The organism is Pseudomonas gingeri, from assembly GCF_013385425.1.
Lineage (GTDB): Bacteria > Pseudomonadota > Gammaproteobacteria > Pseudomonadales > Pseudomonadaceae > Aquipseudomonas > Aquipseudomonas gingeri_D.
In genome coordinates, this window is sequence record NZ_JACAQA010000015.1 from 69561 (window position 1) to 83270 (window position 13710).

At 58.8% G+C, this 13710-nt stretch carries 14 protein-coding genes; 10 read left to right on the top strand and 4 right to left on the bottom strand.

Annotation, left to right across the window (positions count from 1 at the left end; all coding sequences use genetic code 11):
* Positions 1-118 precede the first annotated feature (118 nt).
* Both HX830_RS18620 and HX830_RS18625 read left to right on the top strand, forming a co-directional pair.
* Positions 119-874 carry a hypothetical protein gene (locus HX830_RS18620; RefSeq protein ID WP_177101788.1) on the top strand — a complete coding sequence of 252 codons (756 nt, stop codon included), beginning with the start codon at positions 119-121 and terminating at the stop codon, positions 872-874.
* A 564-nt stretch (positions 875-1438) separates the two neighbouring features.
* Complete coding sequence (locus HX830_RS18625) at positions 1439-1882, top strand: PaaI family thioesterase (protein WP_103498310.1); 444 nt, start codon at positions 1439-1441, stop codon at positions 1880-1882.
* A 60-nt stretch (positions 1883-1942) separates the two neighbouring features.
* Here the strand turns inward: HX830_RS18625 and HX830_RS18630 are convergent, their stop codons facing one another.
* Positions 1943-2830, bottom strand: coding sequence for a LysR family transcriptional regulator (locus HX830_RS18630; protein ID WP_177101790.1), 888 nt, complete (start codon positions 2828-2830; stop codon positions 1943-1945).
* Between the two features lie 127 nt (positions 2831-2957).
* Between HX830_RS18630 and HX830_RS18635 the strand changes: the two genes are divergently transcribed.
* From HX830_RS18635 to HX830_RS18645, 3 genes are all read left to right on the top strand, one after another.
* Entirely contained in the window at positions 2958-4079 is a 1122-nt protein-coding gene (locus HX830_RS18635) for an alkene reductase (protein ID WP_152741421.1), read from the top strand.
* A gap of 94 nt (positions 4080-4173) precedes the next feature.
* Entirely contained in the window at positions 4174-4719 is a 546-nt protein-coding gene (locus HX830_RS18640) for an ester cyclase (protein ID WP_152741420.1), read from the top strand.
* Positions 4720-4783: 64 nt separating this feature from the next.
* Complete coding sequence (locus HX830_RS18645) at positions 4784-5200, top strand: VOC family protein (protein WP_177101799.1); 417 nt, start codon at positions 4784-4786, stop codon at positions 5198-5200.
* Positions 5201-5353: 153 nt separating this feature from the next.
* Here HX830_RS18645 and HX830_RS18650 read toward each other — a convergent pair whose 3' ends face one another.
* Positions 5354-5749 (bottom strand): hypothetical protein, encoded by a 396-nt coding sequence (locus tag HX830_RS18650; RefSeq protein ID WP_152741418.1) that lies wholly within the window; start codon positions 5747-5749, stop codon positions 5354-5356.
* Between the two features lie 132 nt (positions 5750-5881).
* Positions 5882-6847 (bottom strand): Dyp-type peroxidase, encoded by a 966-nt coding sequence (locus tag HX830_RS18655; RefSeq protein WP_152741417.1) that lies wholly within the window; start codon positions 6845-6847, stop codon positions 5882-5884.
* A 154-nt stretch (positions 6848-7001) separates the two neighbouring features.
* Between HX830_RS18655 and HX830_RS18660 the strand changes: the two genes are divergently transcribed.
* The gene (locus HX830_RS18660) at positions 7002-7202 is read left to right on the top strand and encodes a DUF7740 domain-containing protein (RefSeq protein WP_152741416.1); all 201 of its coding nucleotides are present in this window, start codon (positions 7002-7004) and stop codon (positions 7200-7202) included.
* A 20-nt stretch (positions 7203-7222) separates the two neighbouring features.
* On the opposite strand, the gene HX830_RS18665 is transcribed toward HX830_RS18660, so the two are convergent.
* Positions 7223-8143 (bottom strand): MurR/RpiR family transcriptional regulator, encoded by a 921-nt coding sequence (locus HX830_RS18665; RefSeq protein WP_100941621.1) that lies wholly within the window; start codon positions 8141-8143, stop codon positions 7223-7225.
* A gap of 280 nt (positions 8144-8423) precedes the next feature.
* Here HX830_RS18665 and HX830_RS18670 point away from each other — a divergent pair, with 280 nt between their 5' ends.
* From HX830_RS18670 to HX830_RS18685, 4 genes are all read left to right on the top strand, one after another.
* Complete coding sequence (locus HX830_RS18670; RefSeq protein ID WP_152741415.1) at positions 8424-10367, top strand: bifunctional 5-dehydro-2-deoxygluconokinase/5-dehydro-2-deoxyphosphogluconate aldolase; 1944 nt, start codon at positions 8424-8426, stop codon at positions 10365-10367.
* A gap of 67 nt (positions 10368-10434) precedes the next feature.
* The gene (gene iolE / locus HX830_RS18675; protein WP_152741414.1) at positions 10435-11328 is read left to right on the top strand and encodes a myo-inosose-2 dehydratase; all 894 of its coding nucleotides are present in this window, start codon (positions 10435-10437) and stop codon (positions 11326-11328) included.
* Positions 11325-12134: a 5-deoxy-glucuronate isomerase gene (gene iolB, locus HX830_RS18680; RefSeq protein WP_152741413.1), complete on the top strand. Its 810-nt coding sequence runs from the start codon at positions 11325-11327 to the stop codon at positions 12132-12134. Before iolE ends, iolB begins: the two co-directional genes overlap by 4 nt.
* Before the next feature lie 40 nt (positions 12135-12174).
* Positions 12175-13677, top strand: coding sequence for a CoA-acylating methylmalonate-semialdehyde dehydrogenase (locus HX830_RS18685; RefSeq protein WP_152741412.1), 1503 nt, complete (start codon positions 12175-12177; stop codon positions 13675-13677).
* Positions 13678-13710 lie beyond the last annotated feature (33 nt).

Genomic DNA, 13710 nt, shown 5'->3' on the forward strand with positions numbered 1-13710 from the left:
CGCTTTTCTTATTTTTTCTAGACGGGTGATGAAATGTTAAGTTGGATTGGGGCTGTGCCGAGATTTCGCAAGAAAAGTGCTTTTATTTTTTTGTTAAACCCCAAAGGAAGTCTCTGATGTGTTGCCTTTTTCTTGCAATAACTGCTTTGCAAGCCGGAATCATTATCGACCAAGAAGGAAATTTCAGCATGAAAATTCGTACGCGGCTAAAAAAATTTTTGGCAAACCCGCTATGACGCAAATTGTGCCTGGCTCATCCGCAGGAGAACTTCGTGAACAGTGGTTTGACGCCACTCCAATATATGTGGTTTTTCCTGTACTTATAGTATTTTATGCGTTTTCAGGATTTTATTTTCATCGATTAAATGGAGTTATGAACGAGTTCCTTACTCCCCTAATTAATGGGCTTAGCTTCATTGGAATAAAGATCGCCCCCATCTTGGTAGGACCGTTTGACGAAATCTTTTTAACAAACCTTAGCGGATTATCTTTTCTCGGTGCCGCCACATATAACCTCGCCTCAATTATATATATAATAAAAAATAAAAGATTTGCCGGGCTAAGTTGTATTGAAACCCATGCATTGCTAATGAAGCGAAAGCAATGGGAGGCAAAAAAAGCGTGGATAATGCTGCATTTAAACATATATATTGGCGTAAACGCTATCGTAGTATTTATTGTATTGTGCTTTCTGAATAGCATATTCCACTGGCAAGTTTTTACGATAGCTAGCAACGGAATACTAACGGCATGCTTAGTATCAGTATATTTTTGTTTCTCGGGCATGATGCCAGTTTATCTGTTCTCTGTGGTTTTAAGGTTTGTAGTGTTTGATGTTTCTTGCATTTTTAAAGGAAAGCAAACTAATCGGTAATATGGACACAATCATAATCAAAGGTGCGTTTTTAGGAGAAATAGCGGCGTTAAGTCAAGATGCTAAAGCAGCAGGCAATGCCGGAAATTACCTTTTTTGTAGGAAAGTGTTTTTCTTTATATCTCTCGTTCTATGGGGGGGCGTTTTTTATGCTAATCAATTAAGGTGTTTTGATTCAAAGAGGCGTGACAAGGTCCGAAATGCCAAAAGTTGATACAGTTGGAATTAGCTTGTGGGCCGAGTCATCGCTGCTTTGATACCCCGCCCGGTCGCGATAGTCGGCGGTTGAAGTGTCTACTCGGCACTTTGTGGGAGCAGTTATAGGGTGACATTCAAACCCCCTATTTTCGCTCTGGATCCCTTGGTTTTGCTCATCAAGAAGCGCTATATGTAACAGCTCGTATGAAGGTGCTGACTGTTGTCCAAGGTAGAAATTATTATCCGCATGATAGTGGATACGCAGTCTTCACTGCCCATGAAAGCCTTGAGCGTTCGCTGTGTAAGCTGTTCTCGCTTCTGAGTGCTGAAGCAAACTAATCGCTATTCAGGAAAGGATCCAGACACATGGAAGATTTCCACGCCACCAATCCAGATTTTGACAAACATGTCCAAGGCGCCGTGCTCAGTATGCCTGCGGCCAAACTGCTGGGATTTCACTACAACTACCTGAAGCCGGGCTATTGCGAAATCGAGCAGCCCACCCGCAAGGAACTCACCCAGCACAACGGATTCTTTCAAGGCGGCATCATCGGTGCGCTGGCCGATTTTGCCGGTGGCTCGGCCGCTGGCACCCTGTTGCCGCCGGGCTGGATCAATATGACGACAGACTTCACGGTCAAGCTGATCGCTCCGGCAGACGGTGAAAAGCTGCTGGCCAGGGGGCGTGTCATCAACGCCTCGAACAATACGACGATTGCCGCTGCCGACTTGTTTGCCGTCAAACAAGGCACGGAAACACTATGTGCCACCGCACTGGTGACGATGCGCAATATTCCCCTCAAGGGCTGAAGCGTTTGCTGGCTGATTAAAGCCTTTGAGATCGGCAACACCCCTACGGGTTTGCTGGCCTCAGAGAGCGGCAAGCCGAGCACCAAGCGCATCAAGGAACACCTTCGTCTTGCTCGGCGTAAAGCGCCGGGAAGGCAGCAGGGCGTAGATCGGCGCAGAAGCGCTGTGCCAGTCACGCAGGATATGCACCAGGCGACCTGCCGCCAGGTCGTCTGCCACATCGACACTGGATTTGAGCATGATCCCGTGGCCATCAATCGCCCAGTCGCGCACGGCATCCCCGCTGTTGGCGTGCAGCCGTGAGCGCGGCTGCAGCTCAATCACTTCGTTTCCCGGACCTTCCAGGCGCCAGGGCAGGGACGGGTCGTCGTAGCGCAGACACCCATGACGCTCCAGATCCCGAATACGCTCAGGCTCCCCATGACGTTCGAGATAGGCGGGCGCAGCCACCAGAATCCGCCGATTCTCAGCCAGCTTGCGCAGGATCGCAGTGCTATCCCGAGGTTGGCCGATACGCACCGCGACATCGATCCGTTCGTACGTCAGATCGATCAGGCGGTCGTCGAGCCTGAGTTCGATATCCAGCTTGGGATGGCGCTCGACCAGCTCGGCGACCAAGGGCACCAGGTGAATACGCCCGAAAGAAATGGGTGAACTGACCCGGAGCATGCCGAACGGCTCTTCACCGCCCATCGTCATGCGGGACTCCGCCGCCTCCAATTCCTCGAGTATCCGATCAACGTGAACCATCAGGGCCAAGCCCTCATTGGTCGCCGACAGTGTTCGTGTGGTCCGGTTGATCAGCCGTTGTCCTGCTCGTCGTTCCAGTGCCATGAGCCGTTTGCTGACCACCGCCAGCCCTACACCCAGATCACGCGCCGCCGCTGACAGGCTGCCGCAGACCAGGATCCGTTGGAAGGTACGCAGCTCGTTGAGGTCGTCCAACATACTATCAACCCTTGTTCAATAATCTATCTACCAATAGCCGTATTCTAATCCTAAAGGCAAGAGGCAACACTTCACACACCGGATCAGAAAACCTCTGTTCATCCCATCCCTTGTTTGGAGCCTTGCCATGACTGCTGACTCAGCCCTGTTCACACCGACACTTGTAGGCGAACAATCCGTCCTTCACCGCGTCGTGATGGCGCCGATGACACGCGCCCGCAGCACCCAGCCGGGTGACATCCCCAATGCGCTGAACGCCCGTTACTATGCACAGCGGGCGTCGGCGGCCCTGATCGTCTCGGAGGCGGCGCAGATCTCGCCGCAAGGCAAGGGCTACTCCTTTACTCCGGGGATTCATAGCCAGGAGCAGGTGGCCGGATGGCGCTTGATCACCGATGCCGTACATGCCGCGGGTGGGCGCATCTTTCTGCAGCTTTGGCATGTCGGCCGGATATCCCATCCCGATTTCCACAACGGCGAGTTGCCGGTGGCGCCTTCGGCGGTTCCCTTCGAAGCCAAGATCTGGAAGGTGAATCCTGCGACTGGTCTGGGCGAGATGGTGGATTGCCCGACACCGCGTGCGTTGGCCAAAGAAGAAATCCACGGCATCGTCAACGACTTCCGCATCGCCGCGCGCAACGCCATGGACGCGGGCTTCGACGGTGTCGAGATTCACGGTGCGAACGGCTACCTCGTCGACCAGTTTCTGCGCACTACCGCCAATACCCGAACCGATGAATACGGCGGCTCGCGGGAGAACAGGCTGCGTTTCCTCAAGGAAGTGGTCAGTGCCGTTGCAGAGGAAGTGGGGGCTGAACGCACAGCCATTCGCCTGGCTCCCTTCCTGACCGCACGCGGTATGGACTGCCCCGATATTCTGCCGACGATCCTTGAGGCCACTGCGTTCCTGCAAACGCTGGGCATTGCCTACCTGCATCTGGTCGAAGCCGATTGGGAAGACGCGCCGCAGTTCACCGAAGCGTTCCGGGCCGATATCCGGGCGCGTTTCCAACGGCCCATCATCGTTGCCGGCAAGTACGATCTGAAACGGGCCAATTGGGTCATCGACAAGGGGTACGCCGATCTGGTCGCCTTTGGCCGTCCTTTTGTTGCCAACCCTGACCTGCCAAGACGCCTGCTGGAAAATCTCCCCCTGGCCGAGTTTGCCGGCGACACGCTGTTCGGCGGTGACGAGCGCGGTTACTCGGACTATCCCGCGTGGCCGGCGTACAACGACGCTATTGCCTGATACAGGCACAAAAAAACGCCTCCCGTTGGCGAGCGCGTGAGGGACTGAATCGTCACGGTCTCGCGTGTTTACCCTTTATCAAGGAATCCTGATCATGCAACAACGTTCCAACCTGTTTCGTTTCCGCGTCGCGGCCGTGTTCTTCGCCCTGGCACTGTCGGGTGCCGTATCTGCCGCGCCCGTGGAGTTGGTGAAGCCCGGCGTCCTGGTCGTAGACAAGAGTCTTGCGCCTGCGCAACTGAAGATCATGGAAACCGCCGCCCGCCGTTATGACACGTTCTGGAATAGCGGCGACGAAACCTTCGCCCGTGAAGCGCTGGCGAGCAGTTTTATCGACAAGACCCCGCCTGCCGGCCGCAAGCAGGGGCCGGAGGGGCCCTTGCTGGCCTCCCGGGCGTTTCGTGGCGCGGTGCCTGACCTCCGTTGCGAGGTCGAGCAAATGATCATCGCCGGCGACCGGGTGGTGGCTCACCTGCATTTTCGCGGACACTTCACCGGCACCTTTGGCGAGACCAAAGGCCGCGGTCAAACCGTGGACTTCATTGCCACCGATATCTACCAGATTGAAAACGGCAAGATCGCCGCGAACTGGCATATCGAAGACAACCTGACGTTGATGAAGCAACTGGGGGCGTTATGAAGGGCGCAGTGATGAGAACATCCATGAACGAAGTCGCTATCAAACGATCAAGAGGGTGCCGAGCATGACGATTCAACATCTCGATCACTTCACGCTGCGTACCGCCAAGGTCGAGGAAACGGTGGCGTTCTTTCGCGATGCCATTGGGCTCGAGGAGGGCTGGCGTCCTGCATTCCCATTCCCGGGCAGTTGGCTCTACTCGGCGGGCCGCCCACTGTTGCATATCGCCAACCTGGAAAGCTGTGGCGCGGAGCTTGACGCCTATCTTGGAACCCGCGCCGTTGCAGCGGGCTCGGGTGCGCTTGATCACGTCGCGTTCCGCTGCAGTGATTTGCAGGGGCATCGGCAGCGTCTGCTCAGCCTGGGTTTGCACTTCAGCGAACGCGTGGTACCCGAGCTGTTGGAGCATCAAGTGTTCGTTGAGGACCCGAATGGGATAACGGTAGAGCTGATTTTTGCGGACTCGCTGGAAACACGGTAATCGGGTGTCTTCAGTCTCGCTGAATCATGTCTGCTGGTGCTTGTTGAGGCATGCGCGCAGCCCCGACACGTCAAGCTCCGAAGAGTGTAGAAGGTAAGTGCGCCGCTGGTCGAATGCCAGCAGCGGGTGTTTTAACGGAATAAAATCGACGGTTTAAGTCAGGGGCGCCGGAGCGGGTGGCGGTGGCACCGATTTTTTATGGTGATCATCGGCATTGGACCAGCCTAAGCCTGTGCCGAAGTCGATTTTCTGTTCGCTGAACGAATAGCCGATATTCGCATCGCCAAAGTAGCCGTCGCCCTGGTAGGCCACGCCGATATTAGGTCGAATGGAGTGATTGGAGAATACGTAATCCACACCCACGGCTCCTACCCCCCTGTTCTCTTGATTATCCGAAAATGCCTTGATTCCAACAGCCGGCCCCTCACCGAATATATAACTGACCCCAATACCGAAACCCACGTCGTGTGCTTCAGCACTTATGGAAAAAACCATCAAGGCTGCGAGGGATAGTAGTTTCTTGGGGGAAGCGCGTAGTTTTCCTTTCATGATCTCTCCGTGAACTGCTTGGCTTGAGATGCCTTGCGTCGTGATTGTTGTAACGCTTTTCAAACCATAGCAGAGAATTTTTCAGTCGGAGGCGGATGATGGCGCTTGCTTATAGAACGCTGTGGGGATGGCCTACGGCTTGCGCTCAGCCAGCTCCTCCAGCAGATCAGCGGAAGGCACGAAGAACAGGCAGCCGGTGACCGCAGTGCTGAAATCCAGCAGGCGATCATAGTTGCCCGCGGGCCTGCCGACGAACATGTTCTCGAGCATCTGCTCCACGGGGGCGGGGGAGCGTGCGTAGCCGATGAAATAGGTGCCGAATTCGCCCGCGCCGGGCCGGCCGAAGGGCATATTGTCGCGCAGGATCTTCACTTCCTGGCCGCCTTCGTCGAGGGTGGTCAGTGAACTGTGGGAGCAGCTCGGCTTGACCGACTCGTCGAGTTCGATATCGGACAGTTTGGTGCGGCCGATAATACGTTCCTGCGCCTCGACGGTCAGTCCGTTCCACGCCGTCATATTGTGCAGGTACTTTTGCACCAGCACATAACTGCCGTTGGTAAACGCCGGGTCTTCATCGCCGACCATGGTGAAGTCGACCGCCTCGTGACCGGCCGGGTTTTCCGTGCCGTCGACAAAGCCGACCATGCTGCGCATATCGAAATAACGAAAGCCCTGGACTTCATCGACCACCGTGATCGCATCACCAAGACGGGTGAGCAATTGTGTCGCCAACTCGAAACACAGGTCCATCTGATCGGCGCGGATATGCAGCAGGATATCGCCGGGTGTCGCCACCGCTCGCCGGCCCTCGACGCCCATCTCGCGAAAGGCGTGCAGCGAGGCCGGGCGTGGGCCGCCGAACAAACGGTCCCAGGCGCTGGAGCCAAAACCGCAGACACAGGACAGATTGCCGGCGGGCACACGCTTGCCGACGGACCGCGTCAGGGCTGCGACATCTTCGCACCAGCCGCGCACCTTCTCGGCCGCCTCGCTACCGGGGGCCAAGGTGGCGACGATGAATATCGCGCTGCTGGTGATGGGGCTATAGACCGCTTGCGGGTCAGGCTTGCGCTCGGCCGATGGCGAAAGGATTGTCATTGAAGGCTCCACAGGCTGCGGGACAGGTTTGAAAGAGTGGAAAATAGCAGATTGCGGTTCTGAGGCTACAATCGAGTGAAGAGCGCGCAAACGCAGTGGAGAAAACCCAGGCGCAGCCGATACACTGCTGTCCTGATTTCTCGAGTGCGTTTCGATGACCCTCACCGACGCTGTCCTCATCCTCCTGCTGGCGGCCCGTATCCATGGTACGGATGAAGCCGTGCGGGCATCGGCCAAGAGCTGTGTAAAGAAACTGCCCCGTGGCAAGCGCGAGTTGATCTACAACGTGATCAACAGCCGCAGCCCGATGGAGATGGTGGCGTTGATGACCGAGAACCTGCAGCTGGACGACTAGGCAACCTGGTCGCTGCCGGGCTAGTCGTCGAAGCCGACCTGCTCGTGAATCCCGTCCACCTTCAATTCCAGTCGATAGGCCACGGCGATAAACAGCGCCTGGCACAGGCACAGGCTCGCGCTCAAGGAACGGAAGGCGAACGAGCTGCCCTCATTGACCAGCAGCGCCGTGCTGGCGCGCTTGACCAGCGGCGACAGGTTGCTGTCGGTAATGGTCAGGGTCTTCGCCTGGTGCAATTGCGCGATCCGCAGGCACTGCTGGGTTTCCTTGGCGTACGGCGAGAAGCTGATGGCAATCACCAGGTCGTTGGCGCGCACGCTGCGCATCTGTTCACGATAACTGCCGCCCAGACCCGAAACCAGGTGAATACGCTTGTTGGTGTGCTGCAGGTTGTAGACCAGGTAATCGGCCACCGCGAATGAGCGACGTACCCCCACCACATAGATGTTATCGGCATTCACCACCAGGTCCACGGCGGCGTCGAATGCCTGGTCGTCCAGTTCCAGGCCCAGCCGTTCGATACCCGACAGCGTGGCATTGATGCATTCGCGCGCCAGGTCGGCGGCGCTGGCTTTCTGCGACTTGTTGTCGATCAGGCTGCGAATGCGCTGCTGGTAGTTCTGTGCCGGTGTGGTCTTGTGGGTATAGGCCTGGCGAAACAACGCCTGCATTTCACTGAAACCGCTGAAACCGAAACGCTGGGAAAAACGCACGATGGCCGAGGGATGCACTTCGCATTCCTGGGCGATATCGCTGATGCGGTCGACCATGATCCGGTCGCTCTGCTGGCTCATATAGGTGGCGATGCGCTTGAGCTGGCGTGGCAGGCTTTCGTATTCCTCGGTGATCAGCTGCAGCAGGCGTTCGGCATTGATCGGAGGGCTGGCGATATCGCCCTCGGGTGCGCTGTCGGTCATGGCCGGCTGATCGGTGCGGGACATAGAAAATCCTTCTGGTGTGTGCTTGTGGCTGGGTAGCTGCGCCTAGTCTACAGGGGCGACGCCAATAAAATCTTGAGTGCGGAGTCAGGTAGAGCGATGCTGAAACGATCCACCTTGTAGGCTCCGTCCCATTCGAGTGTAATGGAAAATATATTCCATATAAAAAATAATAGAAAATATATTGAATATCGCCCTGAGACGTTCTAGTCTGGCCTCACACCAAAAGTGTTCGTGCCTTCATCGCGGCGAACGCAGGCTGATAAAAATAACAGGAGCCAGCATGGGCCAGACTCGTTTTGCCAGTGGGCGTCAATTGGATCTGATCTGCCTCGGGCGCCTTGGCGTCGACCTCTATGCGCAGCAAGTCGGGGCGCGACTGGAGGATGTCTCGAGCTTTGCCAAATACCTCGGCGGGTCCTCCGCCAACATCGCTTTCGGCACCGCCCGCCTGGGGGTGAAGTCGGCGATGTTGAGTCGGGTGGGGGACGACCATATGGGGCGCTTCCTGGTCGAATCCCTGACCCGTGAAGGTTGCGACACCCGCGGTATCAAGGTCGACCCGGAACGTCTGACCGCCATGGTGCTGCTCGGTCTCAAGGACCGCGAAACCTTCCCGCTGGTGTTCTACCGCGAGAACTGCGCCGACATGGCCCTGCGCGCCGAAGACATCCGCGAGGACTTCGTTGCCTCCAGCAAGGCCTTGCTGATCACCGGCACTCACTTCTCCACCGCCGGGGTCTACAAGGCCAGTATCCAGGCCCTGGACTACGCGGAAAAACACAACGTCCGGCGCGTGCTCGATATCGATTACCGCCCGGTGCTCTGGGGGCTGACCGGCAAGGCCGACGGCGAAACCCGTTTTGTCGCCGACCAGCAGGTCAGCCAACATGTGCAGGCCATCCTTCCACGCTTCGACCTGATCGTGGGCACGGAAGAGGAGTTCCTGATCGCCGGTGGCAGCCAGGACTTGCTCACCGCACTGCGCACCGTGCGCGGGCTGACCGCCGCGACCCTGGTGGTCAAGCTCGGCGCGCAAGGCTGCACGGTGATTCACGGGCCGATTCCGGCGCGGCTCGAAGACGGTGCCATTTATCCGGGCGTACGGGTCGAGGTGCTCAACGTGCTGGGCGCCGGCGATGCCTTTATGTCGGGCTTCCTCTGCGGTTGGCTGGAGGAGGCCAGCGATGAACGCTGCTGCCAACTGGCCAATGCCTGTGGCGGTCTGGTGGTGTCACGGCATGCCTGCGCCCCGGCGATGCCGACCCGCGCCGAACTCGATTACCTGTTCAACAGCCCGGTGCCGATCACCCGGCCCGACCAGGACATGACCCTGCAACGCCTGCATCAGGTCAGTGTGCCGCGCAAAGCCTGGCGGCAACTGTTTATCTTTGCCTTTGACCATCGCGGGCAATTGGTGGAACTGGCCCATAAGGGTGGCCGTGACCTCAATAGCATCGGTGAGCTCAAGCTGCTGTTTATCAAGGCCGTGGAGCGGGTCGAGGCCGAGCTGCGTCAACAGGGGATCGAGGCGGACGTCGGTCTGCTGGCCGATCAGCGCTTTGGCCAGGACTCGTTGAACGCCGCCACCGGTCGTGGCTGGTGGGTTGCGCGTCCGGTGGAAGTCCAGGGTTCCCGGCCGCTGGCCTTCGAGCAGGGCCGCTCCATCGGCAGCAACCTGATTGCCTGGCCCCAGGAGCAGATCATCAAGTGCCTGGTGCAATTCCATCCGGATGACGAGCCGATGCTGCGTCTGGAGCAGGAAGCGCAGATCAAGGCGCTGTACCAGGCGTCGCAGGTCAGTGGCCATGAGTTGCTGCTGGAGATCATCCCGCCCAAGGATCATCCATCGACCTACCCCGATGTGCTGTATCGCGCCCTCAAGCGCCTGTACAACCTGGATATCTACCCGGCCTGGTGGAAGATCGAAGCGCAAAGCGCCGCCGAATGGGAACAACTCGATGCCCTGATCCAGGAGCGCGATCCCTATTGCCGAGGCGTGGTCCTGCTGGGCCTGAACGCGCCGGCCGCGACCCTGGCGCAAGGTTTCCAGCAGGCCAGCCGGAGCCGGACTTGCCGCGGCTTTGCCGTCGGCCGGACGATTTTCCAGGAGCCCAGCCGGGCCTGGATGGCCGGTGAAATCGATGATGAAGCCTTGATCCAGCAGGTGCAGGCGACGTTTGTCGGTCTGATCGACGCTTGGCGTTCGGCGCGTAAAGGTTTGTAGGCACCAGGCTTTGACGACAACGGGTGCGATTTTCAACGGTATATAGAAAACAATAAAAGGTGCAGCCATGCCCGCTATCCGAATTGGCATCAACCCGATCTCCTGGAGTAACGACGACCTGCCTTCCCTCGGCGGCGAGACACCGCTGAGCACCGCCCTGAGCGAAGGCAAGGACATCGGCTACGAAGGGTTCGAGCTCAACGGCAAATTTCCCAAGGACGCCAAGGGCGTCGGCGATGTACTGCGGCCGTACGACCTGGCACTGGTCTCCGGCTGGTATTCCAGCCGCCTGGCCCGGCGTTCGGCGGCCGAGGAAATCGACGCCATCGCCAGTCATGTCGAGTTGCTCGCCCAGAACGGCGCCAAGGTGCTGGTCTACGGCGAAGTCGCCGACTCCATTCAAGGCCAGCGCATTGCGCTGGTGGAACGCCCGCGTTTTCACAGCGAACAGGCCTGGCAGGAATACGCTGACAAACTGACTGAGCTTGCGCGCTTCACCCTGTCCCGGGGTGTGCGCCTGGCCTATCACCACCACATGGGCGCCTACGTCGAATCGCCCGCTGACATCGACAAGTTGATGGCGCTGACCGGCAACGAAGTCGGCCTGCTGTTCGATTCGGGCCATTGCTACATGGGCGGAGGCGAGCCGCTGGAGGTGTTGCGCAGACATATCGGGCGGATCTGCCACGTGCATTTCAAGGACGTGCGCAAACCGGTGGTGCAACTGGCGCGCAACAACCTCTGGAGTTTCCCGGACTGCATCGTCAACGGCACCTTCACTGTGCCCGGCGATGGCGATATCGACTTTGCCGCGCTGCTGGATGTGTTGCTGGCCGCCGATTATCACGGTTGGCTGGTGGTCGAGGCCGAACAGGATCCGGCTGTCGCGCCGAGTTATATCTACGCCAAGAAAGGCTTCGACACCTTGCGTGGCTTGCTCGACCGGAGGACCGGACAATGAGCCTGCTGGTCAAGAGCCACGCCAAGGGCCGGACCCTGGTCGAGTTGCCGGCCGGTACCCTGGAGTATGTCGGCTTCGCCGCCTATCGCCTGAGCCTGGGGGAAAACCTGCCAGTCAGCGCCGGTGATAAGGAGCTGTGCCTGGTGCTGCTCGGCGGTCGGGTCAGCATCAAGGGCGAAGCGCCGGGGCAGGGCGCCTTTGACTGGGACAATATCGGCGATCGCCAGTCGGTGTTCGAAGATAAGTCCCCCTATGCGGTCTACCTGCCGCCCGGCAGCCAGGCCCAGGTGGTGGCCTTGAGCGATGTGCAGATTGCCGTCTGTGCCGCGCCCGGCTCAACAGCGGCGGGTCATGGCCCACGGCTGATCACCCCGCAAAGCATGAAGCGCAGCGTGCGCGGCAAAGGCGCCAACACCCGTTATGTCTGCGACATCCTGCCGGACACCGAGCCTGCGCACTCGCTGCTGGTGGTGGAAGTGCGCACGCCGTCCGGGCACTCGTCGAGCTACCCGCCGCACAAGCACGACACCGACGACCTGCCGCACCAGAGCTTTCTCGAAGAGACCTATTACCACCAGGTCAATCCGCCCCAGGGCTTCGTCTTTCAGCGTGTCTACACCGATGACCGTTCCATCGACCAGGCCATGGCCGTGGAAAACAGCGACCTGGTGGTGGTGCCCAAGGGGTATCACCCGGTCAGCGTGCCCTACGGCTACGAGTCGTATTACCTGAATGTGATGGCCGGCCCCAAGCGCGTCTGGCAGTTCCATAACGACCCACGGCACAGCTGGTTGCTGGACCTGTAGGTCCGGCGGCATTTCAACTTTCGGATGGAGAATAAAAATAATGAGTGAGGCTCCGGTTTTAGGCCATTACATCAACGGCCAGGTGCGCGACAGCGGTAGCGAGCGTTTCAGCAATGTCTTCAATCCGGCCACCGGCAGCGTGCAGGCGCGGGTCGGGCTGGCCAGCCAGCAGACCATCGATGACGCCGTCGCCAGTGCCTTGAAGGCTTTCCCGGCCTGGTCCGAGCAGTCATCCCTGCGCCGCTCGCGGGTGATGTTCAAGTTCAAGGAACTGCTGGATAAACACCACGATGAACTCGCCGAAATCATCTGCCGGGAACATGGCAAGGTGTTTTCCGACGCCAAGGGTGAAGTCACCCGGGGTATCGAGATCGTCGAATACGCCTGCGGCGCGCCGAACCTGCTGAAAACCGATTTCAGCGACAATATCGGCGGTGGCATCGACAACTGGAACCTGCGCCAGCCCCTGGGCGTTTGCGCCGGGGTCACGCCGTTCAACTTTCCGGTGATGGTGCCGTTGTGGATGATCCCGCTGGCACTGGTCACCGGTAACTGCTTTATCCTCAAACCCTCCGAGCGCGACCCGTCGGCCAGTCTGTTGATGGCCCGTCTGTTGACCGAAGCCGGCCTGCCGGACGGCGTATTCAATGTGGTGCAGGGCGACAAGCTGGCGGTCGACGCCTTGCTCCAGCACCCGGATATCGAGGCCATTTCCTTTGTCGGCTCGACGCCGATTGCCGAGTACATCCACCAGCAGGCCACGGCGCGGGGCAAGCGGGTCCAGGCCCTGGGCGGGGCGAAGAACCATATGATCGTGATGCCCGACGCCGACCTCGACCAGGCCGCCGATGCCTTGATCGGCGCCGCCTACGGTTCGGCCGGCGAGCGCTGCATGGCGATCTCGATTGCCGTGGCGGTGGGCGAGGTCGGCGATGAGCTGATTGCCCGACTGCTGCCGCGTATCGATCAACTGAAGATCGGCAACGGCATGCAGGGCGACAGCGACATGGGGCCGCTGGTGACCGCCGAACACAAGGCCAAGGTCGAAGGCTTTATCGGCGAGGGCGTGGCCCAGGGCGCGCGGCTGATTGTCGACGGTCGCGGCTTCAAGGTGCCGGGTGCGGAAAACGGCTTCTTCGTCGGCGCCACGCTGTTCGACAACGTCACCACCGAAATGAGCATCTACCAGCAGGAAATCTTCGGCCCGGTGCTGGGGATCGTGCGGGTTCCGGATTTTGCCAGCGCCGTGGCGTTGATCAATGCCCACGAGTTCGGCAATGGCGTGTCCTGTTTCACCAGCGACGGCGGGATTGCCCGCTCCTTTGCCCGCAGCATCAAGGTCGGCATGGTCGGCATCAACGTACCGATCCCCGTGCCCATGGCCTGGCACTCGTTCGGTGGCTGGAAGCGCTCGTTGTTCGGCGACCACCATGCCTACGGCGATGAAGGCCTGCGTTTCTACAGCCGGTACAAGAGCGTGATGCAGCGCTGGCCGGACAGCATTGCCAAAGGCCCTGAATTCAGCATGCCCACCGCCAAGTAGGCGATCTTCATCTTTGTCCGCGGAGAACAAGAA